The 23430-nt window shown below is 65.7% G+C and carries 25 protein-coding genes and 1 pseudogene; 14 read left to right on the top strand and 12 right to left on the bottom strand.

Translation table 11 applies throughout. The annotated features are described in order from the left end of the window. Positions 1-16: 16 nt before the first annotated feature. Positions 17-1219 carry an L-2-hydroxyglutarate oxidase gene (lhgO, locus tag DC347_RS12890; protein WP_109045726.1) on the bottom strand — a complete coding sequence of 401 codons (1203 nt, stop codon included), beginning with the start codon at positions 1217-1219 and terminating at the stop codon, positions 17-19. A gap of 39 nt (positions 1220-1258) precedes the next feature. Further along, positions 1259-1618, bottom strand: coding sequence for a YnfA family protein (locus DC347_RS12895; RefSeq protein WP_018761030.1), 360 nt, complete (start codon positions 1616-1618; stop codon positions 1259-1261). A gap of 55 nt (positions 1619-1673) precedes the next feature. Between DC347_RS12895 and DC347_RS12900 the strand changes: the two genes are divergently transcribed. The 3 genes from DC347_RS12900 (at position 1674) to DC347_RS12910 (ending at position 5125) form a co-directional block, all read left to right on the top strand. Continuing rightward, positions 1674-2702, top strand: coding sequence for an LLM class flavin-dependent oxidoreductase (locus DC347_RS12900; RefSeq protein ID WP_109045727.1), 1029 nt, complete (start codon positions 1674-1676; stop codon positions 2700-2702). A gap of 142 nt (positions 2703-2844) precedes the next feature. After that, the gene (locus tag DC347_RS12905) at positions 2845-3942 is read left to right on the top strand and encodes a ferredoxin reductase (RefSeq protein WP_026264392.1); all 1098 of its coding nucleotides are present in this window, start codon (positions 2845-2847) and stop codon (positions 3940-3942) included. 13 nt (positions 3943-3955) lie between these two features. Continuing rightward, entirely contained in the window at positions 3956-5125 is a 1170-nt protein-coding gene (locus tag DC347_RS12910) for an acyl-CoA desaturase (RefSeq protein ID WP_109045728.1), read from the top strand. Positions 5126-5196: 71 nt separating this feature from the next. Here DC347_RS12910 and DC347_RS12915 read toward each other — a convergent pair whose 3' ends face one another. Together DC347_RS12915 and DC347_RS12925 are read right to left on the bottom strand one after the other, a co-directional pair. Then, on the bottom strand, positions 5197-6279 hold the full coding sequence (locus DC347_RS12915; RefSeq protein ID WP_240617786.1) for a cation diffusion facilitator family transporter: 1083 nt from the start codon (positions 6277-6279) through the stop codon (positions 5197-5199). After that, the gene (locus tag DC347_RS12925; RefSeq protein ID WP_081624115.1) at positions 6276-6653 is read right to left on the bottom strand and encodes a metalloregulator ArsR/SmtB family transcription factor; all 378 of its coding nucleotides are present in this window, start codon (positions 6651-6653) and stop codon (positions 6276-6278) included. Before DC347_RS12925 ends, DC347_RS12915 begins: the two co-directional genes overlap by 4 nt. 155 nt (positions 6654-6808) lie before the next feature. On the opposite strand from DC347_RS12925, the gene DC347_RS12930 reads away from it, so the two are divergent. Continuing rightward, positions 6809-7645, top strand: coding sequence for an alpha/beta fold hydrolase (locus DC347_RS12930; RefSeq protein WP_109045731.1), 837 nt, complete (start codon positions 6809-6811; stop codon positions 7643-7645). A gap of 52 nt (positions 7646-7697) precedes the next feature. On the opposite strand, the gene DC347_RS12935 is transcribed toward DC347_RS12930, so the two are convergent. After that, positions 7698-8105, bottom strand: coding sequence for a response regulator transcription factor (locus tag DC347_RS12935; RefSeq protein WP_018761038.1), 408 nt, complete (start codon positions 8103-8105; stop codon positions 7698-7700). Positions 8106-8173: 68 nt separating this feature from the next. Next, entirely contained in the window at positions 8174-8917 is a 744-nt protein-coding gene (locus tag DC347_RS12940; protein ID WP_018761039.1) for a GAF and ANTAR domain-containing protein, read from the bottom strand. A gap of 290 nt (positions 8918-9207) precedes the next feature. Here DC347_RS12940 and DC347_RS12945 point away from each other — a divergent pair, with 290 nt between their 5' ends. The 3 genes from DC347_RS12945 to DC347_RS12955 all read left to right on the top strand — a co-directional run bounded on the left by DC347_RS12945 (position 9208) and on the right by DC347_RS12955 (position 11637). Then, a complete protein-coding gene (locus DC347_RS12945; RefSeq protein WP_109045732.1) occupies positions 9208-9801 on the top strand; it encodes an adenylate kinase in 594 nt (197 codons plus the stop codon). A gap of 41 nt (positions 9802-9842) precedes the next feature. After that, positions 9843-10721, top strand: coding sequence for an NAD(P)-dependent oxidoreductase (locus DC347_RS12950; RefSeq protein ID WP_109045733.1), 879 nt, complete (start codon positions 9843-9845; stop codon positions 10719-10721). Between the two features lie 118 nt (positions 10722-10839). Beyond that, a complete protein-coding gene (locus DC347_RS12955) occupies positions 10840-11637 on the top strand; it encodes a phosphatase PAP2 family protein (protein ID WP_018761042.1) in 798 nt (265 codons plus the stop codon). Between the two features lie 34 nt (positions 11638-11671). Here DC347_RS12955 and DC347_RS12960 read toward each other — a convergent pair whose 3' ends face one another. After that, positions 11672-11986: a MerR family transcriptional regulator gene (locus DC347_RS12960; protein ID WP_018761043.1), complete on the bottom strand. Its 315-nt coding sequence runs from the start codon at positions 11984-11986 to the stop codon at positions 11672-11674. 142 nt (positions 11987-12128) lie between these two features. On the opposite strand from DC347_RS12960, the gene DC347_RS12965 reads away from it, so the two are divergent. From DC347_RS12965 to DC347_RS12975, 3 genes are all read left to right on the top strand, one after another. Then, positions 12129-12554, top strand: coding sequence for an Hsp20/alpha crystallin family protein (locus tag DC347_RS12965; RefSeq protein WP_026264393.1), 426 nt, complete (start codon positions 12129-12131; stop codon positions 12552-12554). 96 nt (positions 12555-12650) lie between these two features. Further along, entirely contained in the window at positions 12651-13028 is a 378-nt protein-coding gene (locus DC347_RS12970; RefSeq protein ID WP_018761045.1) for a hypothetical protein, read from the top strand. 95 nt (positions 13029-13123) lie between these two features. Further along, entirely contained in the window at positions 13124-14671 is a 1548-nt protein-coding gene (locus DC347_RS12975; protein ID WP_109045734.1) for a glycoside hydrolase family 1 protein, read from the top strand. A gap of 27 nt (positions 14672-14698) precedes the next feature. Here DC347_RS12975 and DC347_RS12980 read toward each other — a convergent pair whose 3' ends face one another. Both DC347_RS12980 and DC347_RS12985 read right to left on the bottom strand, forming a co-directional pair. Then, complete coding sequence (locus tag DC347_RS12980; RefSeq protein ID WP_051083424.1) at positions 14699-15811, bottom strand: App1 family protein; 1113 nt, start codon at positions 15809-15811, stop codon at positions 14699-14701. Between the two features lie 31 nt (positions 15812-15842). Further along, the gene (locus DC347_RS12985) at positions 15843-16574 is read right to left on the bottom strand and encodes a DUF72 domain-containing protein (protein ID WP_109045735.1); all 732 of its coding nucleotides are present in this window, start codon (positions 16572-16574) and stop codon (positions 15843-15845) included. 40 nt (positions 16575-16614) lie between these two features. Between DC347_RS12985 and DC347_RS12990 the strand changes: the two genes are divergently transcribed. The 4 genes from DC347_RS12990 (at position 16615) to DC347_RS13005 (ending at position 20763) form a co-directional block, all read left to right on the top strand. Further along, positions 16615-18423: a glycoside hydrolase family 15 protein gene (locus DC347_RS12990; protein ID WP_109045736.1), complete on the top strand. Its 1809-nt coding sequence runs from the start codon at positions 16615-16617 to the stop codon at positions 18421-18423. A gap of 114 nt (positions 18424-18537) precedes the next feature. After that, on the top strand, positions 18538-18828 hold the full coding sequence (locus tag DC347_RS12995) for a YegP family protein (protein ID WP_018761050.1): 291 nt from the start codon (positions 18538-18540) through the stop codon (positions 18826-18828). Next, positions 18828-19538 (top strand): HAD family hydrolase, encoded by a 711-nt coding sequence (locus tag DC347_RS13000; RefSeq protein WP_018761051.1) that lies wholly within the window; start codon positions 18828-18830, stop codon positions 19536-19538. Before DC347_RS12995 ends, DC347_RS13000 begins: the two co-directional genes overlap by 1 nt. A gap of 43 nt (positions 19539-19581) precedes the next feature. After that, positions 19582-20763, top strand: a complete 1182-nt coding sequence (locus DC347_RS13005) for a zinc-dependent alcohol dehydrogenase (RefSeq protein WP_109045757.1) — start codon at positions 19582-19584, stop codon at positions 20761-20763. Between the two features lie 87 nt (positions 20764-20850). On the opposite strand, the gene DC347_RS13010 is transcribed toward DC347_RS13005, so the two are convergent. From DC347_RS13010 to DC347_RS13020, 3 genes and pseudogenes are all read right to left on the bottom strand, one after another. Next, a complete protein-coding gene (locus DC347_RS13010) occupies positions 20851-21663 on the bottom strand; it encodes a bifunctional allantoicase/(S)-ureidoglycine aminohydrolase (RefSeq protein ID WP_018761053.1) in 813 nt (270 codons plus the stop codon). A 16-nt stretch (positions 21664-21679) separates the two neighbouring features. Next, positions 21680-22954, bottom strand: a complete 1275-nt coding sequence (locus tag DC347_RS13015; RefSeq protein WP_109045737.1) for an aldolase — start codon at positions 22952-22954, stop codon at positions 21680-21682. Position 22955: 1 nt separating this feature from the next. Then, positions 22956-23430, bottom strand: a pseudogene (locus tag DC347_RS13020) (malate synthase A); the annotation flags it as partial.

Raw genomic sequence — 23430 nt, forward strand, 5'->3', positions numbered from 1 at the left:
AAAGCACGGACTCCGGTCAGGGCGCCCGGCGGAGTGCCGCCTTGCCGGCCAGATGCTCACCGATGGGGAGCGCGGCAGTGGCTGCGGGGGACGGGGCATTCAATACGTGGAGCATCCGGTCGGTCCCTGACAGCAGGAAATCGTGGAGGAGCGTGCCGTCCCGGCGGACCGCCTGCGCCCTGATGCCTGCCTCGCGGGGCAGCAGGTCGCCTTTGGCCAGGCCAGGCGCGTATTTTCGGCATTCCTGCAGGTAGCTTCCCTTGAACAGGGAGTTCCGGACCTCCCGCACGGCGGTGGCGGCATTGGACCTCGCCACGTGCCACAACCCCGGAAAGCGCAGGTAGCGGGCCACGTCCTTCGGATGGACCGAGAACTTGGCGTACCCCTCCCGGGACAGGCCCAGCACCGCGTTGGGTCCTACGGTGATGCCGCCGTCGATGGTGGGCGTCAGGTGCACGCCCAGGAAGGGCAAGTCCGGGTCGGGCACCGGGTAGATCAAGTGTTTGACGTAGTCCGATTTTGCGGCCGGCAGCTCAAAATACTCGCCGCGGAAGGGAACGATTTGGACGTCGATTTTCATACCCGCCAATTCGGCGAGCCGGTCCGACTGCAGCCCGGCGCAGGCCACCAGGCGGCGGCAGGCGTAGACGTCCCCGTCGGTCCCAACCTCCACGTGGCCGGCGTGTTCCACGATGGAGGTGACCCGGGCTCCGGTGTAGACGCGTCCGCCGGCGGCCGTGATGAGTTCGGCCAGCTTGCGCGCCACCTCCGGGTAGTCAACGATGCCGGTGCTTGGGATGAACAGGGCCCCCAGCCCAGCAACATTGGGTTCGCGCCGGTTGAGCTCGGCCCCGTCGATCCGCTCGCAGTCCAGGCCGTGGATGGCGGCACGCTCCTCAAGCCGGTCCAGCCGTTCCCGTTCCACCGCCGAGGTTGCCACCAGAAGTTTGCCCGGCTCGGCATACCTGATGCCGTGGTCGCGGCAGAAATCCTTGGTCTGGCGGGCTCCGGCCTTGCAGAATTGGGCCTTGAGGCTGTCCGGGGCGTAGTAGATGCCGGAGTGGATGACGCCGCTGTTGTGCCCCGTCTGGTGCGAAGCCAGCACAGGGGCCGCCTCCAGCAGGACCAATGATGCGTCGGGCTCTTTCCGCAGGAGGTGGTAGGCGGTGGCAAGGCCCACGATTCCGCCACCAATGATGCAGTAGTCCGTCCGTTCCACGGCTCTCCGCCTTTCGTCGTGGCTAGAGTCTAGCTACCGTCACGCTCCGCTCCGCGGCGCGAACATGATCAGTGCTACGCCCAGCAGGCACACCACGGACCCCGCAATGTCCCACCGGTCAGGACGGAAACCGTCGAACGCCATGCCCCAGGCCAGGGAACCGGCCACGAACACTCCGCCGTACGCCGCCAGGATCCGGCCGAAGTGCGCGTCGGGCTGGAGGGTGGCCACAAAGCCGTAGGCGCCCAGGGCGATCACGCCCAGTCCGGCCCACCACCAGTCCCTGCCCTCGCGGACGGACTGCCAGACCAGCCATGCGCCCCCGATTTCGGCTGCGGCGGCGAGGACGAACAGCACAATCGTCTTGAAGACACTGACGGTTCCTTCAGGAATATCCACGCAGCCATCATGCCAGCCGGGAATTCGGCAGGCTGCCGCGCGGTTGGGGGAAAGTATGGAGCGCATCGGATTTCTTTCCTTCGGCCACTGGGGTCCCGGACAGGGTTCCCGTACCCGGACAGCGGCCGACGCCCTGCTCCAGGGGATTGATCTTGCGGTAGCCGCCGAAGAACTCGGAGTTGACGGCGCATTTTTCCGTGTCCATCACTTCGCCCGCCAGCAGGCCTCCCCGTTCCCACTTCTTTCTGCCATTGCCGCGCTCACCAGCAAGCTGGAAATCGGCACAGGCGTTATTGACATGCGCTACGAGAATCCGCTGTACATGGCGGAGGAAGCGGCTGCGGCAGACCTGATCAGTGGCGGCAGGCTGCAGCTGGGAATCAGCCGCGGCTCACCCGAACCTGCCCGGAACGGCGCTTCGGCTTTCGGATACCGGCCGGAGCCCGGGGAGACCGACGCGGACATGGCCCGGCGCCATACGGCGGCTTTCCGCCAGGCCATCACGGGTGCGGGCGTGGCCCAGGCAGACCCCCGGTACGCCGGCGGTGCCACCGGACTCCTGCCCGTCCAGCCCCAGTCGCCCGGTTTGGCGGACCGGATCTGGTGGGGCGCAGGCAGCCGGAAGACCGCGGTGTGGGCTGCTGAACTCGGCATGAACCTGATGAGCTCCACCCTGCTCACGGAGGACACCGGCGTTCCGTTCCATGAACTCCAGGCTGAACAGATCCAGCTGTTCAGGGAGGCGTGGGCCGCGGCAGGACACACACGCCCTCCACGGGTGTCGGTCAGCCGCAGCGTCCTTCCCATCGTGGATGACGAGGACAGCTACTACTTTGCGGGCAGCGCGCTCCGCGACGGCCGCGACCAGGTGGGCGTGATTGACGGCTTCACCGCAAGGTTCGGCAAGAGCTATGTTGGCGCACCTGACCTCTTGGCGGAGCAGCTGGCGGCAGACACGGCAGTGCAGGCGGCCGATACGCTGCTGCTGACCGTCCCCAACCAGCTGGGCGTGGAGTACAACTCCAAGCTCCTGGGCACCATCGTGGAACACGTTGCGCCGGCCCTGGGATGGCGCCGCCGCTGACGCCGGGGAACTTTCCGTGAGACCTAACCGTTACTCTTGAAGAGCGTGGTGGGGGCTTCGCGCCCCTACTACTGTGTGACTGCGGAACGGTCATATGACGGAGAGAGAGAAATATGGCTCACACCGCCTTAGGCTTGATCGCATGATCCGGCTACGACAGCTGGCCCAAGCGGCTTCTGTGCTGACCACGCCTCTGGCGCCAGAGGACATTCTGTCCCTGTTCAACCCTGTCTACTCGGCCCGGCAGCTTCGGGGCGTCGTGACCCGCGTGGTCCAGGAGACGGCCCAGTCGGCCACGATCTTCTTCCGTCCCGGGCGCGGCTGGAAGGCGCACCTTGCCGGGCAGTGGGCGCGCATCGGCGTCGAACTCGACGGCGTACGCCACTGGCGCTCCTACTCCCTCAGCGCCCCGGCGGGCAAGGACCCCGCCATCACCGTTACCGATGTCGGAGCTGTTTCCGGCACATTGGTGCGCACCACCAAGCCGGGCGACGTCTTGTTCCTTGCCCCGCCGCAGGGTGATTTTGTTCTTCCTGAGCATCCCAGGCCCCTGCTCATGGTCACGGCCGGCAGTGGCATCACCCCGGTGATGTCCATGATCCGCACCCTTGTCCCGCGGCGGCCTGATGCCGACGTCGTCCTGGTCCATTCCGCCCGCACCCCGGGTGACAGCCTCTTCCGCGAGGAACTGGCCGAGTTGGCGGACCAGTTCCCGAATTTCCGGCTGGCGCACTGGTACACGGGCGAACAGGGCCGGATGGACTTCTCCAGCACCCGGGAGCTGGACGAGATCTGTCCCGACTGGAAGGAACGGTCAGCCTACGCCTGCGGCCCGGACAGCTTCCTGGACGACGCCGAAGCGCTGTGGAAGCGGGCAGCCCTGACCACCGGCGCGCCCGGGACCGACGTCGCAGTGGCCGGAGACGCCGGCAACCTGATGATCGAACGCTTCAACACCACCTTCAACGCCGGTGTAGGCCACGACGGCGGCCTGGTCACCTTTGAGGCCTCCGACCGGGAGGTGGAGGCCGACGGCGACACCCCCATCCTGGACATCGGCGAGGACGCCGGGGTCCTGATGCCCAGCGGCTGCCGGATGGGTATCTGCCACAGCTGCCTCACCCCGCTCCTGGCCGGCCAGGTCCGCGACCTCCGCACCGGGGAAGTCCATGGCGAACCCGGCGAACTTATCCAAACGTGTGTCTCGGCAGCCGCCGGACCCGTCAACCTCGAAATCTGAGGAGCACCACGGTATGTCAGTAATCTCACCCGCCAAGGCCACGGCCACGGGAAGCTCAAGAACGCGCCCCGGCAAGCTCGCAGAATCCGGAAGCCCCACGGTCCGGCCCCCGGCGGCAGCGCACCTCAGCGACGAACAAGTGGCGGAGCTCGGCCGTGAGCTCGACGCCATCCGGGACGAAATCCTGGGAAAGCGCGGTGCGGAAGACGCCGCTTACATCCGCCGCATGATCAAGATCCAGCGCGGGCTTGAAATCTCCGGCCGGGCCGCCCTGCTGGTCAGCAAGAACAAAGCAGCCTGGGTTACCGGCACCACGCTCCTGAGCCTTGCCAAGATCCTGGAAAACATGGAGCTCGGCCACAACATCCTGCACGGACAGTGGGACTGGATGCGGGATCCGGATATCCACTCCACCACGTGGGAGTGGGACTTCGTTACCCCGTCGCGCTCCTGGCAGCACACGCACAATGACCTCCACCACCGCTGGACCAACGTGGTGGGCAAGGACAACGACGTCGGATACAACCTCCTCCGGATGGATGAGAACCAGCCGTGGAAGCCCATCAACCTGGCCAACCCGCTGTTCAATGCGATCCTTGCGCCGGTGTTCGAGTGGGGGATCGCCGTCTACGATCTCGAGCTGACCGAATACAAGGAAGGCACCAAGTCCAAGGAGGCCCTGCTCAAGGACCTCAAGGCCCTCGGCCGCAAGGTGATCACCCAGTTCACCAAGGACTACGCTGCCACCCCTGCGCTCGCGATGCTCACCGGCTCCGCCAAGCAGGCCCTGTTCGGCACGATCGCCGCGAACGCCATCCGCAACGTGTGGGCCCACGCCGTCATCTTCTGCGGCCACTTCCCGGAAGGCACCGACACCTTCACCGAAGAAATGGTGGAGGGTGAAACCCGGGGCGACTGGTACGTTCGCCAGATGATCGGCTCCGCCAACATTTCGGGCTCCCGGTTCATGCACCTCATGACCGGCAACCTGTCGCACCAGATCGAGCACCACCTCTTTCCGGACCTGCCCTCCAACCGGTACGCGGAGGTGGCCCCCAGGGTCCGCGAGATCTGCCAGCGCTATGGCCTGAAATACACCACCGGTCCGCTGCTCAAGCAGGTGGGTTCGTCTTGGGCGAAGGTGTTCAAGCTGGCGCTGCCCGGCAAGGCTGCCCGGGCCTAGGAACCACACACACGACGCAAAAAGTGACCCTGCCGGCGAAATCCGGCGGGGTCACTTCCTGCGTTTGGGCCCTAGCGCCGGGCTTCAGGCGCCAGGAGCATGTGGTCCAGTTTCGGCAGGGCGTGCCGGAGCCGGTGCTCGGCGCGGTCCAGGGTCTCTGCCGCCTGCGACAACCCGGTTTCGGCCAGTTCCAGTCGGGCAGACCCCTGCAGCCGGTGGCCGGACCACCGCAGCTGCAGCTGCCGGACCGCGAGGACCCCGGGAGTCCCTCCGAGTGCGGCTTGGGCGAGTTCCACCAGTTCCGGCTCGATGCCGTCCATGAGCCGCCGCCCGATGCTGCGGACCGTTCCCCACAGGAGCACCATGATCGCGGCGGAAATGGCCAATCCCACGATCGGGTCCGCCAAGGGGAAACCAAGCATGACGCCAACGGCGCCGATCACCACGGCCAGCGACGTGAAGCCGTCCGTCCTGGCGTGCACACCGTCCGCCACGAGCGCCGCAGAACCGATCCTGCGGCCCACCCGGATGCGGTAGATTGCCACCGCCTCGTTCCCGGCGAAGCCAATCAGGCCCGCCGCCATGACCCACCCCAGGTTTTGCAGGGGCTGCGGATGGATGAGCCGGTCAACGGACTGCCAACCCGCCACAATAGCGGAAAGGGCCACCACAGCCACGATGAACAGGCCGGCGAGGTCTTCTGCCCGGCCGTACCCGTACGTGTACCGGCGGGTCGCGGCCCTGCGCCCCAGGATGAAGGCGATCCACAGTGGCACTGCGGTCAGGGCGTCGGAGAAGTTGTGGATGGTGTCCGCGAGCAGGGCCACGGAACTGCTGAACAGGACCACCAGGAACTGCAGCAGCGTGGTGGCCAGCAGGACGAACATGCTGATCTTCAGCGCCCGGATGCCCTCCGTGCTGGCCTCCATGGCGTCATCGATGGAATCCGCGGCATCGTGGGTGTGCGGCACGAACAGCTCGAAAAGCCATCCTTTGAAGCCGGAATGGTGATGGTGCCCGTGGTCGTGGTCGTGCCCGTGCCCGTAGTGGTGGTCGTGATTGTGCGCATCGTCGTCGTGGTGGTGATGGTGGCCGGCGTGGACGTTGTCGTGATGGCTGTGCGCATGCGTTGATTCCTGGTGCGGCCCGGTCATGAGGCGCTCCCTTGTGCGTGGTGGGCGGGTGCGCGGTGGTGCGCCGGTTCGCCGCCGAGTGCGTGTTCGGCCTGGAAAATGGCGTCAGCCACCAATTGCCGGGCGTGTTCGTTCTCCAGCCGGTACAGCACCCGCGTCCCGTCCTGCCGGGTGGATACCATCCTGGCCAGCCGCATTTTGGCCAGGTGCTGGGACACGGCAGCGGGGGATTTGCCTACCGTGTCGGCCAAGGCGCCCACTGCCATTTCGCCGTCGCGAAGGGCAAGGATGATCCGCACCCTCGTGGCGTCAGCCAGCATCGAGAAGACCTCCACGGCCAACTCCACGTACTGGCTGTCCGTCCCCAGCGAGCAAGCATTCTTATCTGCATTCATGCGCATATAGTGTCACAACGCGGACCGGGACGCACTGCACGCCTGTCTGTCGGACGGCCATCGCGGGCGAGCCAGCGCGGCCACCTACAGTAGGAGGGGTACGGGCACGGCGTGACGCCGGCCGCTTCGGCCAGTCTCGAAAGGAATTTACCCCGATGGCTTTCATTACCGTTGGTACGGAGAACAGCACCGACATCGAGCTCTACTACGAGGATCACGGTTCGGGCCAGCCCGTGGTGCTTATCCACGGCTATCCGCTGGACGGATCGTCCTGGGAAAAACAGACTGCCGCGCTCCTTGGCGCGGGCTACCGGGTCATCACCTACGACCGCCGCGGCTTTGGCAAGTCCAGCAAGCCTGCCGACGGCTACGACTACGATACCTTCGCGGCAGACCTCAACACCCTGCTGACCACCTTGAACCTGGACAACGTGGTGCTGGTCGGCTTCTCCATGGGCACCGGCGAGGTGGGCCGCTACCTTGGCACCTATGGCTCGGCGCGGGTGGCCCGCGCCGCATTCCTCGGATCCCTGGAGCCCTACCTGCTCAAGACCGACGACAATCCTGACGGCGTTCCGCAGGACGTTTTTGACGGCCTCAAGGCCGCGGTTACTGCCGACCGGTATGCGTTCTTCACCGAATTCTTCAAGAATTTCTACAACTCGGACACCTTCCTGGGCACTCCGCGCCTCAGCCAGGAAGCCGTCGACGCCAGCTGGAACCTCGCCGCCGGTGCCGGTGCCACCGCGTCCGTTGCCGCCCAGCCCACCTGGCTGACGGACTTCCGGCAGGACGTCCCCAAGATCGATGTTCCCGCCCTGATCGTCCACGGCACTGCCGACAACATCCTGCCCATCGACTCGACCGGGCGGCAGTTCGCCAAGGCGTTGCCCACGGCGGAATACGTCGAGATCGAAGGAGCGCCGCACGGCCTGCTCTGGACGCACGCCGCAGAGGTCAACGAGGCATTGCTCGGGTTCCTTTCCAAGTAAGGAAACCTCGGGGCGGCGGCGGGAGTCCCGTCGTCGCCCTATGCCGCTCCGCTCAGCAGAGGGAGGTGCCGGTGGTGCTGGGCTCCTCTGCCAATGGTGTGGGGCACAACCGCCGTGCCAGCGCTTCAAGTTCCCTGGGGTGGAAAGGCTTGGTGAGGTAGGCGGCGGCCCCGGACGCCATGCCTGCCAGGACGTCATCCCCCTCCGAGCGGGCCGTGAGGAAGAGTAACGGGGCAGAGCTCCTGGCGCGGATGGCACGGGCAACCACGTGCCCGTCCATGTCCGGGAGTCCCAGGTCCAAGGTGACCAGGGCGATGCCTGGGTCGGACGCCGCGGCGATGGCTTCCGACCCGGTGCCAACGGCTTTCACTACGAAGCCCGCACGTGAAAGGACTATTGAAATCAGTCCGCGGATGTCGTCGTTGTCTTCAACGACAAGACAGGTGCGCTGCTGTTCCATCCAAGCCCCCCGGCGAAAAAGTTGGCAACAGTCTATCGCCCCTGTGCCGGGTTTCCGGGGCCCTGGCCCTATCCGTCGTAATGTGTCCGCGCGGGTCCCTGGCCCAGGGAGTGGACCACGGCGGCGGCCACATCGTGAAGCTTGGAATTGCGGGTGCTTGACGCCGTCTTCAGGATGTCGAAGGCGTCCTGCTGGCTGCACCGGTTCTGGGCCATGATGATCCCGACCGCCATGTCAATGACGGTCCGGCTTTCCAGGGTGGCGCGGAGGTTCGCCGCCGTTTCGCTGAAGTGCGCAAAGCGGATCGCCAGCCGCAGGGCCAGCGAGGTCTGGCTGACAAAATCCTCGGCGCATTTCATGATGCGGCCCTCGAAACGGTGCGCACGGCCGGAGTAGAGCAGCAAGGCTGCCTTGGTGTCGCCCTCCAGCCGGAACGGGAGCGCCGCGACGGACCGGATCCCCTCTGCCTGCACAGCTGAGGAGTAGTCGGGCCAGCGGCCATCAGCGTTGAGATCCGGGACGTGGACAGTTTCCTGGGCAGTTGCTGCAGTCATGCCCGGTGTCTCGGTGAACCGGTGCTCAAACCGTCCAATGACCCGTGCCTCAGCGCTGCTGCTGGCTACCGTGGTGCCCTTCCGCTGCCTGAGCAGGGTGACGGCGCACAGCATCTCATCGCCGGGTTCGGAGAGGTTGCGCGCGGAGACCTGCGCCAACTCATTGAGGAAGTCCTCGACGTCGGAGCTGTCCAGGACAATTTCATGCAGGTACTCGGTTATGGATGTATCGGGTTTAGCTGTTGACTCGCTGGCCACTGTTTCTTGGTGCCATTCGCTCAGGTCAAAACGAGCCGGCAACACACAAACGCCCCGCAATGTGGGCGGGGAGTCGGTGATGGTCGCTGGATCGAAGAACTTTCCAACGGCCCGCTGCTAAACCGATAACCAGAGTATATACATCCGCAAGGAAGGCGAAACGTCATGCCCGCTGCGCCGTCACAGCCCGGACGCTGGCGCCATGCAGGGGGTAACCGGCACAATGAAGCGGGAGCCGGCCACCGGATGCGGCGCCAACCCAAAGGCAGCCCGCCGGGGAGGACAGGAACATGACCAGGCTTCTTATCATCGGCCCGCCGGGCTCCGGCAAGGGAACCCAGGCTGAACACCTGGCCAGGCACTTCGGGGTCCCGGCGGTGTCCACAGGGGATATCTTCCGCAGCAACGTCAGCCGGAAGACGGAGCTGGGGAACCAGGCTGCCGAATACCTCGACGGCGGCCATTTCGTTCCCGACCACCTCACCAATGCCCTCGTGAAGGACCGCCTCCTTGATGGCGACGTCAGCCACGGTTTCCTGCTCGATGGTTACCCGCGCACGGCACCGCAGGCAACGGAACTGGACAGTATGCTCGCCGCCCAGGGGCACGGGCTGGACGCTGTCATCGAGTTGCGCGCTCCCGACGCCGAACTGGAAGAGCGCATGCACCGGCGGGCGCAGGAACAAGGCCGCACCGACGACACCATCGACGTCTTCCGACGCAGGTTGGACCTCTACCACCGCCAGACGCATGAAGTAGTCTCGGTGTACGCGGGCCGGGGAATCCTGGTATCCGTCAACGGCAGCGGGGATCCGGGGGAGATTACCGCATTGGCGATTGCCGCCGTCGAACAATTCCTGGCAGCACCGCGACGGCCATCCTGACCGGAGCAAAGCATGGTGGACTCGAACAGAAGGAAACACTGATGAGAATTGCGGTTACAGGCGGAAGCGGAAAACTTGGCCGGCACGTGGTGCGCCGGCTTACCGACGACGGCCACCAGGTCCTCAACCTGGACCGCGCGGGTAGCCGGAGCCCGGGCCTGCTGGTGGTGGACCTGCGCAACTACGGCCAGGTGGTGGATGCGCTCCTGGGCGTGGATGACCGCCACGACGGATTCGACGCCGTGGTGCACCTTGGTGCCATCCCCGCCCCTGGCATCCTTCCGGACGCCGCGACGTTCGAGAACAACATGCTCTCCACCTACAACGTCTTCCAAGCAGCGCGACGGGCCGGCATCAAGAAGGTGGTGTACGCCTCCAGCGAGACCGTGCTCGGCCTGCCGTTCGACGTCGACCCGCCCTACATTCCGGTGGACGAGGAATACCCTCCCCGGCCGGAGAGCACCTATTCCCTGGTGAAGACGCTGGAGGAACGGATGGCCGTGGAACTGACCCGCTGGGACCCGGAGCTGAGCATCACCGGACTGCGTTTCTCCAACGTCATGGACGAGTCTGACTACGAGCGGTTCCCCTCGTTCGATGAGGACGCAACGCTGCGCAAGTGGAACCTATGGGGCTACATCGACGGCAGGGACGGTGCGCAGGCAGTGGCCCGGGCACTGGAGAACGCAAAGCCCGGCTTTGAAGCCTTCATTATCGCCAACGCAGACACCGTTATGAGCCGCTCGAGCGCCAGCCTCGCCGCGGAGGTCTTCCCCGGCGTCAAGGTCACCAAGGAACTGGGCGAACACGAAACCATGCTCTCCATCGACAAAGCCCGGCGCATGCTTGGCTTCGAACCCGAGCACAGTTGGCGGAACCACGCAGCCGCTCCCTCCGGCACGGCGGGCGGCATCGGGTAGCGCCTGCGTTTTTCCCGCGGCCGCCGCGATTGCCGGGCGCATGATGGAGTGAATGGGCCCTCACCGGGATAGTGTTCAGCCCTAAGCATTTATCACGGCGCAGGGACAAGGCAGCACATTGGTACAGAGATCATCAGGGTCCGGGGTTGCGGAGCACAAGGCCGGCAAGTGGCATACCTTCAACGAGAAGTTCGTCGTGGAGGAGCGCTACGTGGACGTGGCGGACCGGCGCGGGCTGTACCGGGCGTCGGTCATCCTCTCCGTAGTGGGGCTGGCGCTCTTTATCGCCATCCTTGTCAGCGTGGTGCAGTCCACTGGATTGACGGTGGCCGACGAACCCGTGCATGACTGGCTGCTGACCACGCGTTCGGGCACCGTGACCGCCATCATGATTTTCCTGGCGGTGTTCTTTGGACCCATCGCCCTGCCCATCATTGTGCTGGTGGTGATCCTCGTCTGGGGCTTCGCGGCCAAACATGCCTGGCGGCCCATCCTGCTGGCGTCCGCGATGCTGGCGGGGGTGATCGTTTCGCAGATCATCCTCCACATCGTGCAGCGCTCTCGGCCGCCGGTGGACCAGATGTTGTTCGGTGCGGACCAAACGTTCTCGTTCCCATCCGGGCATGTCCTGGGTGCCTGCGACTTCCTGCTGGTGGGCGCGTACCTGATCGTGTCCCGGCGCCGCAGCCGGCGGGCGGCCCTTTTCGGATTTATTGGAGCCGGCATCGGAATTGTCCTGGCAATCGCCAGCCGCCTTTACCTGGGCTACCACTGGCCCACTGACACCTTGGCGTCGTTCTCCCTCTCGCTGATGATCCTCGGCGGAGTCATCGCCCTCGACACCTGGCGGACGGCCAGGATCGAAGGTGAACCGATCACCGGGGAGCTCTCCAAAGCGGAATCGCCGCAGGAGTGAACCCGCGCGACCGGCCGGTTGGCTTCCTGCCCCGCTAAGGCCTTGACCGCGCCCGTTTCAGCGCCCGGTGCAGTTTCAGGTTTGCTGCCTCCAGCTCCAGGACCTTGGCGACACCGGCGAGGTTCAATCCCTCCTGGAGGAGTTCGCCAATCCGAAGCAGCACGGCGATGTCCTCCTCGCTGTATTGCCGCGTGCCGCCTGCGGTCCGGGCAGGCGTCAGCAAACCTTTCGCCTCGTACAGCCTGATGTTCTGCTGTCCGGTGCCTGCCAGTTCCGCCGCTACCGAGATCGCGTACAGGGCGCGTGGGCCGGGGGAGCGGCCGGGCCGGCCGCCTGCAGGTTCCGTCATGGGTTCTCCCAAAAAATCCGCGCAACAGGGTCTTGCCCGATTTTCCCACTGGTGCTATAAAAAATCTACATTCACCACCATAGATAAGTAGGTGGTGGGTGGCCGGATATCCGACACCTTGAAGCTGAAGGAGTGGGAAATGATGTTGATGCGTACGGACCCGTTCCGTGAGCTGGACCGGCTCGCGCAGCAGGTTTTGGGAACCGCCGCCCGCCCGGCAGCCATGCCGATGGACGCCTGGCAGGAAGACGGCGAATTCGTGGTGGCGTTCGACCTTCCCGGCGTGGACGTGGACTCCGTGGACCTGAACGTGGAACGGAACGTCCTGACGGTGCGGGCCGAACGCAAGGACCCCACGCAGCCCAACGTGGAACTGGTGGCGTCCGAGCGTCCACGCGGCGTGTTCAGCCGCCAACTGATCCTGGGCGACACCCTGGATACCGACAGGATCAAGGCCGCCTACGACCAAGGCGTGCTCACCCTGCGGATCCCGGTTGCCCAGCAAGCCAAGCCGCGAAAGATCGAGATCCAGACCCAACAAGGCGGCATGCAGCAGATCGACGCCTAGGATCCGTGGCGCTGCGCCGGCGTCCCTGCCTTCGGGTGGGGACGCCGGCAGCCATTGGCGGGCACAGAGGACTTCATCCAAGGAGGCGGAAACCCCATGAGTGAGTGGCGGCGCTACGATTCACCGCTGATTCCTGCATTCCATGAGCGCTTCGAGCAGCGGTGGGGCCCGGGAACTGCGCCGTTTTTGGACCCGGAAGCACATGAGCAGCCCATGCCGCGGGCGCAGTGGATCAACCCGGCCACCGGTGCTGCCTTGGCAGTGGTCCCCATCTGGACGGCCGATGAGGCGCAGCAACGGTCCTTCGGCGTGTTCTACCTTCCACCTGCCGGCGATATCTGGGTCCTGCGGCCCGGCTACACCGGGTACCTGGAACCGTCCGACGGCGACGCAGAGCATCTGGTGACCCTGCGCAATGACGCCTTCCGCAAGGCAGTGGCGCACGCCAAGGAGTTCCTCTTCGGCTCGCAGTAGCCAACGTGCCGGCCAAGGGAGTTGCTGTTCGTCAGCCTGTCCCTGCTGTGTAATCCTGAGACGTACCCGAACCACTGCAACAAAGGCTGGCCTCCATGCACAAATCCGCCAAGGACCTCGCAGCGCTTATCCCCCCGGGGTTCACGCTTGGCGTCGCCACCGCAGCATTCCAGATTGAAGGGGCGCTGGACGAAGACGGCCGCGGCAAGTCCGGCTGGGAAGTGTTTGCCGCCAAGCCCGGGGCTATCGTGGGGGACCAAAGCCCGGCCATAGCCACCGACCACTACCACCGCATGCCGCAGGACGTGGCCCTGCTGAAGCAGCTGGGCGTGGACTCGTACCGCTTCTCGTTCTCCTGGCCCCGCATCCAGCCCGGCGGAACCGGGCCGGTAAACCGTGCGGGCCTGGCGTTCTACGACCGGCTCCTGGATGAACTCCTGGCCAACGGGATCTCACCCATGGCCACCATCTACCACTGGGACACGCCGCTGGAGCTGGACGAGGCGGGCGGCTGGATGAACCGGGACATGGCCTACCGGCTGGGGGAGTACGCGGGCCTCGTAGCCGATGCGTTCGGCGACCGGGTGGCCCGCTGGGTCACCATCAACGAACCGGCAACGGTGAGCGCCAACGGCTACTCGCTGGGAGTGCATTCACCCGGCAAGGAGCTGGCCCTGGGTGCATTCCCCACCGTCCACCACCAGCTGCTCGGCCACGGCCTGGCGGTCCAGGCACTCCGTGCCGCTGGGGTGCCGGGAGAGATCGGTATGACCAACGTCTATTCCCCCATGGTGCCGAACTCCATCAACCCGCTGGACAAGCTCAGCGCCGGCCTGATGGACCTGGGCCAGAACCGGCTGTACGCGGACCCGGTCCTGACCGGCAAGTACCCGGACGTGATCCGGGCGGCCAAGTTCTTCAGCTCCTTCGAGCATCCCGAGGAGGACATGCAGATCATTTCGCAGCCCCTGGATTTTTACGGGTTGAACTATTACATGCCCACCAAGGTCGCCGTGGGGCCCGGCAGCGGCGCGGTGCCGCCGAGCATGGCGGAGGCGATGGGGAGCGACCTCAACGCAGCAGGCGGTGGTGCCACACCGTTCCACGTCGAGGCGTGGCCTGAAGCGGACATCACCGCCTACGGGTGGCCGGTCAAGCCCGAGTACATGGCGGTCGCCCTGAAGGAGATGGCGGAGCGGTACCCCAACCTGCCACCGGTGATCATTACCGAGGGTGGAGCGAGCTTTGAGGACATCATTGTCCGGGACAAGTCCACCAATACCAGGTTCATTCCCGACGAGCGCCGGCTGAAGTACATTTCCGACCACCTTGAGGCCGCCTTGAAGGCCACGGCCCCAGGCGGCGAAGCGGAATCGGTTGACCTCCGCGGCTACTACGTATGGTCCTTCCTGGACAACTTCGAATGGTCCGCCGGATACAAGCAGCCGTTCGGCCTCCTGCACGTGGACTTCGAGACCCTGGAGCGGACGCCCAAGGCCTCCTACTTCTGGTTCCAGGAGCTCATCGAGGAACGCGACCTCGCCTTGGCCGCGGATGCCGCCATCGCCCAGGCCGTTGTTCCGGAGGCCTTGGACGGCAGTGAAGCGCCCGACGACGGCGCGGCGCTGGGTGCCAGCGCCTAGACCGTGCGGGGCCGGGCCGGTTCGGGGTCAGCCCCGGAGCAGGTCCAGCATGGCCAGTTGCTTGGCGATGCCTGCCCCGTCCGGGGAGTAGATCCACGGAACTTTTGATGAGGTGTGGTCACCGTCTTCGGAGTGGCCGCCGGCGAACACCGATTCGCTGACGGACAGCTGCCGGATGGCGATGGCCGCCACCTTGTCGGCGTTTTCCGCGGCGAACGCCGAATAGATTGCTTCATCGTGCTGTCCGTTGTCACCGATCAGGAGCCACCGCATGTCCGGGAATTCCTGCGCCAGGCGATCCAGGTTCCGCCGCTTGTGTTCCTGGCCGCTCCGGAACCATCGGTCCTGGGTCAAGCCCCAGTCCGTCAGGAGCAGCGCGCCCCTGGGGTACATGTTGCGGGTCAGGAAGCGTCCCAGGGTGGGGGCCGCATTCCAGGGGCCCGTCGACAGGTAAATGACGGGGGCATCGGGATGCTCGATGGTCAGCCGGTCCAGCAGCACCGCCATGCCCGGAGTGGCCATCCGTGCCCGTTCGCTGAGCACGAAGGTGTTCCACAGCGCCAGGAAGGGCCGGGGCAGCGCGGTCACCATGACGGTGTCGTCGATGTCCGAGACGATTCCGAACTTCACCTCCGGTGCGATCACCTGGATCAGCGCCTCGGCCGGTTCGGTTCCCTCAGCGCGCAGGACCGCCGTGTGCCAGCCGGGGGGAAGCTGGACGTCCACTTCGGTGTCGATCAGTCCGCCCCGGTCCGCGGTCATGTGGGTGACGACGTCGCCGATGGTGATCTCGACGTCGGAAAACTGCAGCGGCACGCCAGTGAAGGCACGCCAGCCGCGGATGTTCTGGTTGCCGATTTTCGCTTCCCGCTCCGCCCGGCTTCCCGGCAGCGGCTTCTGCGTCAGCAGCACGCGGCCCAGCACACGTACCCGGGTCGTGGAACCGTACCCCTGGTAGGCGATGGTCTGCGGCACGAAATTCCAGCGCTTCGCCAGCCGGATCCGCAGGCTGTTGACCGCGTCCGAGACCCGGTGGGCCAGCCGGAAGGCCTGGTTCCCGGAGAGGGCGTACTGGGCCAGCACCGCCTGCGTGGGCTTGCGTGCCGTCTTCCGGGCCGGATGCTGGGGAGCCGTGTCCATGCCACCACTCTGCCACAGCGTGGAGTTCGGATCAGCCGGCGCCGAGGATCCCACGCAGTGTTTCGGCGTTTCGCACGGCGTTCCCGCCGCCGTCGTTGTTGAAGTACGCGTAGACGTCCAGGCCGCCGCTGTCCCATTCGCGGATCCGGTCCGCCCACCAGTGCAGGTCGGCCTCCGAGTAGGAGCCGCCGTACAAGTGCTCGTGGTCGGGACCATGCAGGCGGACATAGGTAAATGGCGCGGTGGCGCGCAGGATGCACGGCAGGTTGGCGCCGCTCATGATGCAATAGGCCGCCTGCTGCCGCTCCAACAGGGAAAACACCTCCGGGCAGTCCCAGCTGGGGTGCCTGAACTCAACGGCAACCCGGATCCATTCCGGAACCGCTGCCAGGAAGTACTCCAGCCGGGCGTCGTCGCGGCCCAACTGCGGCGGCAGCTGGACCAGGAGCACAGCCCGTTTGTCCCCCAGTTCATGCCAGCACCGGGCGATGCGTTCCACCCAGACTTCGGGTGCGTACAGCTTGCGGGCGTGGGTAAGGCCGCGGGGAGCCTTGACCGACATGCTGAAACCGGGTGGCAGCCGCCTGTTCCAGCCGGCGAAGGTGGTGTCGCGGGGCCAGCGGTAGAAGCTGGCATTCAGCTCAACTGTGCTGAACCTGGCGGCATAGCGTTGGAGCCGGTCCCGGACCGGCAGGCCGGGCGGGTACAGGACGTTCTCCCAATGGTCGTAGCTCCAGCCGGAGGTACCGATGTGGACTGCCATTCTTCGATGTTCCTACAGTGTTGTGTGGCAGGGTAATGCCATGGCGCGAATTGAGGATTATGCGGTCGTTGGCGACCTTCACACAGGTGCCCTCATCAGCAAGGAGGGTTCGATCGACTGGCTCTGCCTGCCGCGGTTCGATTCCCCTGCGTGTTTCAACGCCTTGCTGGACTCACCGGACGCCGGGCGCTGGCTGCTGGCTCCGGAAGGCGGTGGTACCTGCACCCGCCGAAGCTACCGCGACGGAAGCCTGATCCTGGATACCGAGTGGGAAACGCCGGACGGAACGGTTCGCGTCACAGACTTCATGCCGCCCCGCGACTCCGTTGCCGACATCGTCCGGATCGTCGAGGGTGTCAGCGGCAGCGTAAAGATGCACGGCGAGTTGGTGCTTCGCTTCGACTATGGGCATATCGTGCCCTGGGTGCGCAAGGACAAGCGCGGCCTGCACGCCATCGCCGGCCCGGACGCCGTCTACCTGGTGACCCCCGCACCCTTGCACGGCGAGAACATGCATACCGTCAGCGACTTCACGGTCAATGCGGGCGAGAAAGTGCCGTTCGTGCTGACGTGGGCTCCCAGCCATGTGGGCCGGCCGGTTTCGGTCGAGGCGGAAAAAGTCCTGCACAGCACGTTCGAGTTCTGGCAGGGCTGGTCCTCGCAATGCACGGTCCAAGGGAAGTACCAGGATGCCGTGGTGCGCTCCCTGGTAACCCTCAAGGCCCTTACCTACGCGCCCACCGGGGGGATCGTCGCCGCTGTCACAACATCGCTGCCGGAACAGCCGGGCGGCCAACGCAACTGGGACTACCGCTATTGCTGGCTGCGGGATGCCACCATGACCCTCCAGGCGCTGCTGGCTGCCGGGTACAAGGCCGAAGCGGCCGCTTGGAGGGACTGGTTGCTCCGTGCTGTGGCAGGAGACCCCGCGGACCTGCAGATCATGTATGGGATCCACGGCGAGCGGCGGCTGCCGGAGATGGAACTGCCCTGGTTGAAGGGCTACGAGAATTCCGCTCCGGTGCGGATCGGAAATGCGGCGGCCGAGCAATTCCAGTTGGACGTATGGGGTGAGGTCCTTGACTGCCTGGCGCTGACCCGGAACTCGCTGCTCAAGCACACGGACGAGGCCTGGGACGTCCAGATTGCCCTGATGGAGCACCTGGAGACCATCTGGGACCAGCCGGACAACGGGCTCTGGGAAATGCGGGGGCCGCTCCGGCACTTTACGCATTCCAAGGTCATGGCATGGGTGGCCGCGGACCGGATGGTGAAGGGAGTGCGGGACTCCGGGCTGCCTGGGCCGGTGGAGCGCTGGGAGGCGTTGCGGGACCGGATCCGGCAGGACATCCTGGCCAACGGCTACGACGCGGAGCGCAACACGTTCGTCCAGTCCTATGGCCGGCCTGAGCTGGACGCCAGCCTGCTGTTGATTCCCAGGGTGGGCTTCCTGCCCCCGGACGATCCCAAAGTGGTGGGGACCATCGAGGCCATCCAACGGGAGCTGACCCAGGACGGGTTCGTGCTGCGGTACCGGCCGGAACAAAGCGACGACGGCTTGCCCGGGGATGAGGGCGTCTTCCTGGCCTGCTCATTCTGGTTGGTGGAGGCGCTCCTCGGCGCCGGTCGACACGAAGAGTCACGGGAACTGTTCGAACGGTTGCTGGAACTGCGCAATGATGTGGGGCTGCTGAGCGAAGAATGGGCGGTCAAAGCCGGCCGTCAGTTGGGTAACACGCCGCAGGCGTTCAGCCACTTCGCCCTTGTGACTAGCGCCCTGGAACTGCATCAGGATACGGTTCGGCGCAGTGACGCTCTCATTCCGCCGGAAGGGGCGGACTCGCGCTGAGGCGGCGCGGGCCGGGGCCGCAACTTCTCCTTCGCGGGATAGATAAGTATACTTACTAACACCTCATGGAGTGCTCCCCAGCACAATGCCGTGATTGACGGAGGAGTGATAGTTGTGGCCGGATTTTTTGAACTCGTGGATGCCCCTGACGGCGGATACCGGATCAGGATGATGGACGGAAGCGGGAACCTGATGGCCATTTCAGTGACTTTCCCGACTAAACGGGCGGCCGTCGCAGGCATTGCCATGGCCAGGGAAATCGCGGGCACGGGACTCATTCGGGACAAGAGCCTGGATGGCGCGGGTTCGGTGATACGGGAGCGGGTGCGGCCCGTCAGCTCCCCGAAGGAAGACGCGGCGAAACGGAAAAAAGCGCCGGATGTGCGGCGGACGGCCGTCGGCTGATGCCCGGAGCCTCTTCGCCGCCTGACAATGGACGCCACGGAGTCCTTTTTGACGTTGACGGGACGCTGATCGACTCGTCCTATATCCATACGCTCGCCTGGTGGGGCGCGTTCCGCCAGTACGGACACGATGTTCCGATGGCGGCCATCCACCACTTTGTCGGCATGGGCGGCGCCCGCCTGGTGGACAACCTCCTGCCGCCGGACCGGGACCGCTCCGAAGACGACGACGTCATGGCCAGCCACGGCGCCCTGTATGCCTCGCACTGGCCCTCGCTGCGTGCTTTCGCAGGGGCAAAGGAGCTCCTGGAGCAATGCCACTCGGACGGCTTGGCGGTGGCACTGGCGTCCTCGGCCCGGGAAAGGGACTTGCAGGTAATGCGCTCCGTGCTGGACGCGGACGCCTTTATCGATGCCGCCACGAGTTCCAAGGACGCTGAGGAAAGCAAGCCTGCGCCGGACATCCTCGCGGCGGCCCTGAAAGCGCTCGGAATCGACGCCGCGAACGCCGTGTATGTCGGTGACGCCGTGTGGGACATGAAGGCTGCTGCTGCGCTGGATATTCCCGCCATCGGCGTCACCTGCGGCGGAATCAGCGCGACTGAACTCAGGGCCGCGGGCGCCGTCGAGGTCTATGAAAGCCCCCGTCACCTGCTGGAAAACCTTGGCTCAAGCGCCATTGGCCGGCTGCTGGCGCGCGGGAGCAACTGATCCACCCGAACTGCACCAGGGAAAGCAGCGCGAAAGGGAAACTGTGAAAGCACTGACGTGGCAAGGCAAGCGTTCTGTAAGCGTGGAGGAAGTTCCTGATCCGGTGATCCAGGAACCGACGGACGCGATCGTCCGCATCACGTCCACGGCCATTTGCGGCAGCGACCTGCACCTGTACGAGGTACTGGGCCCCTACATGCACAAGGGCGATGTCATTGGACATGAGCCGATGGGCATCGTGGAGGAGGTGGGCAGCGGGGTCACCAACCTCCGCAAAGGCGACCGCGTCGTGGTCCCTTTCAATATCTCGTGCGGCACGTGCTTCATGTGCAGGCAGGGCTTGCAGTCTCAATGCGAAACCACACAGGTCACGGAGCAGGGCTCCGGCGCGGCGCTGTTTGGGTATTCCGAGCTTTACGGCTCCGTTCCGGGTGGCCAGGCCGAATACCTGCGTGTGCCGCACGCGGATTACGGTCCTGTGAAGGTTGGCAAGGAGCTTCCGGATGAGCGGTACCTGTTCCTCTCCGACATCCTGCCCACCGCCTGGCAGGCCGTGGAGTACGCGGATGTCCCGGCGGGCGGCACCCTTGCCGTGTTCGGGCTGGGACCCGTGGGCCAGTTCGCCGGCCGCATTGGCGTACATCGTGGTTTCCGGGTGATCGGTATTGATCCCGTCCCCGAACGGCGCGCAATGGCGGCGCGGCACGGCGTGGAAACGCTCGACTACGGCAAGGCCATTGGGGACGAGCTCCGGGAGATGACCGCTGGGCGCGGCCCGGACGCGGTGGTGGACGCCGTCGGCATGGAAGCCCACGGTTCCCCCCTGGCAGGATTTGCACACCAGGCGCTTGGGCTGCTGCCGGACAAACTGGCGCAGAAAGCCATGGAGACAGGCGGCGTGGACCGTTTGGCCGCCCTGCATGCGTCCATCGACGCGGTCCGCCGCGGCGGCACCCTGTCGCTGAGCGGCGTCTACGGCGGCCAGGCCAGCCCGCTGCCCATGCTGACCATGTTCGATAAGCAACTTCAGGTCCGGATGGGGCAGTGCAACGTGCGTAACTGGACGGACCGCTTGCTCCCCCTGGTGGAGGACGACGACGATCCTCTGGGCGTAATGGACTTGGTCACCCACCGTGCGGGCTTGGATGGCGCGCCCGCCCTGTATGAAAAGTTCCAGAAAAAAGAAGACGGCTGTATCAAAGTGGTCCTTAACCCGGGCGCCTGAGCCCGGGTGCCTGAATACCAAAGCAGGGGCTGTTACGGATCTTCCGTAACAGCCCCTGCTTTGTCTTTACAGGCCCGGAGTGCGCGCCTAGGTGAGCTTCACCTGGCGGTTCATGTCCTTGTACAGCAGGTACCGGAACTCGCCGGGCCCGCCGGCGTAGCAGGCCTGCGGGCAGAAGGCGCGCAGCCACATGAAGTCACCCGCTTCCACCTCCACCCAGTCGTTGTTCAGCAGGTACATGGCCTTGCCCTCCAGGACGTACAGGCCGTGCTCCATGACATGGGTTTCCGGGAACGGGATCACGCCGCCGGGCTGGAACGTCACGATGTTCACCTGCATATCGTGGGCGAGGTCGTTGGAGTCCGTGAACCGGGTGGTCTTCCAGACGTCGTCCGTGTCCGGCATGGACGTGGGCTCCACGTCCTTCTCGTTGGTGACGAAGGACTTCGCCTCGTATCCTTCAAGCCGTTCGTAGGCCTTGCGGATCCAGTGGAAGGACACGACGTCGTCCGAAACGTTCTCCAGGCCCCACTCCGAACCAGCGGCCAGGTAGGCATAGCCGCCTTCCTCCAGCGGGTGCAGTTCGCCGTCCAGGGTGAGGTTGACCTTGCCGCGGGTTACGAAGATGACGCCTTCGACGCCGGCCTCGAACTCGGCCTTGGGAGCCCCGCCGCCCGGGCCGATTTCCACGATCAGCTGGGAGAACGTGGTGGCAAAGCCGGAGATGGGACGGGCGATGATCCAGGACCGGGTGTTCGAAAAGCCGGGCAGGTTGGACGTGACGATGTCCGTCATGACGCCCTTGGGGATCACCGTATACGCCTCGGTCACGATGGCACGCTCGGTGGTCAGGTGGGTCTGCGGCGGGAGTCCGCCGGTGGGGGAGTAGTACTTGCCCATGAGAGGGATCCTTTGCCTAGGAGTTGGAAGTGGTGGCGAGCCGAGGATGCGCCAGGCCGGTCAGCTGCGGAATTCCGACGCCGGCAAGCGCCTGGACTTCCTCGGCACCGACGGCGCCGCACTGGACTCCGCGGAGTACGAATGCGGCCAGGGCCCGGGCGGTGGCGGGCTCGTCCATGACCCCGCCTTCGGTCCGTTCCACGTAGTTGCGCAGCCTGCCCGCCGCGGCAGGCAGGCCCTCACGGTAGAAGGCATAGGTGGCTGCGAAGCGGCTGGCCAGCTGGGCGGGGTGCAGGTCCCAGCCCTGGTAGTAGCCGCGCTCCAGCGACCGCCGGACCAGCCGGCCGTGCAGCTGCCAGGCGTTCTCCACGTTGTCGCCCACCGGAATGATGTTGGTGGAACCGTCGGAGAGCCGGATGCCGGTGCCGGCCACGGCCAGCTGCATGACTTCCTTGGCGAAGTCGGCCACCGGGTGCTCCATGGACTGGTACTCCGCGGAGATTTGCAGCGATGCCGAGTAGTCGTAGGTGCCGTAGTGCAGGCCGCTGATCCTGCCGGGCACGGCATGCGGCAGCTGCGCTACCGGGGAGGTGCCGTCAGGGCCGAGGATCAGCTGCGGCGTCTCCACCTGGACCTCGAAGCGGAGTCGTCCGGCGGGCAGGGAGTGGACTTCTTCCAGGCGGGACACCGCGTAGTCCATCGCCTGGACCTGGGCCACGGTGGTCACCTTCGGCAGGGTCAGCACCAGGCCGTCCGGCAGCTCGCCGGCGGCGGCAAGGCCGGAGACGAACAGGTCCAGGGTGCGGAGGCCGCGGGCACGGGTGGGCGCCTCGAAGCACTTGAAGCGGATGCCGATGAACGGGGGAGCGGACCCGGCCTGGACGGCGGCGGCCACCGCGGCCGCTGCGGCAACCGCGGCGGCGTCCTCGGCGTCATCGCCCCGGTCCCCGAAGCCGTCTTCGAAGTCCAGCCGCAAGTCCTCGATCGGCTCGGCAGCCAGTTTGGCCGCCACCCGGGTGGCTACCGCCCCCGCAAGGCCTTCGTTGTGGCCCAGGAGCCGCCCCAGCTTTTCGAAGCCGCCGTGCGCAGCCGCCGTCGCGGTTGCCTGGGCGCCCCAGTCCGCGGCGAGCGACGGCGTGAAACGGTCAGCGGGCACGTACACCGTGTGCACGGGCTGGCGTGAGCCGTCGTCACCGGGGTAGTTCTGCTCCAGCAGCCGGTCCGTGGCGGCCAGCTGTCCGTCGATGTGGGCCAGGTCCGCAGCCGAAAGGGAGGGTTTGGGTGCTGCCATCTCAGCCCACCAGTTCGTACGCGGGGGTGGTGAGGAAGTCCGTGTAGCCGTCCGAGAGGCAGATGTCCGCGATCAGGTCGCTGGCAGGCTGGTAGTAGCGGCGGAAGGCCTCGTCACCGAACTCGGTCCGGAGCCGCTCGGTCTCCTCGCCCAGGATCCGTTCCACCAGCTCCTTGGTCACCGTGTTGCCCGTGTCCGCCAGGATGGACTTGTTGCGGATTTGCTGCCACACCTGCGAGCGGGAGATCTCCGCGGTGGCGGCATCCTCCATCAGGTTGTGGATGGCCACGGCGCCGTTTCCGGACAGCCACACTGCCGTGTAGGCCACGGCCACATAGAGGTTCAGGCGCAGCCCGGCCTCGGTGACCTGGCCGTCGGCGGAGGAGACGTCGAGCAGCTGCTCCGCCGTGACCGACACTTCCGGGCGCTGCTTGTCCACCTGGTTCGGCTTGTCCCCCAGCACGGAGTCGAAGACC

Source organism: Pseudarthrobacter sp. AG30 (assembly GCF_003116525.1).
Lineage (GTDB): Bacteria > Actinomycetota > Actinomycetes > Actinomycetales > Micrococcaceae > Arthrobacter.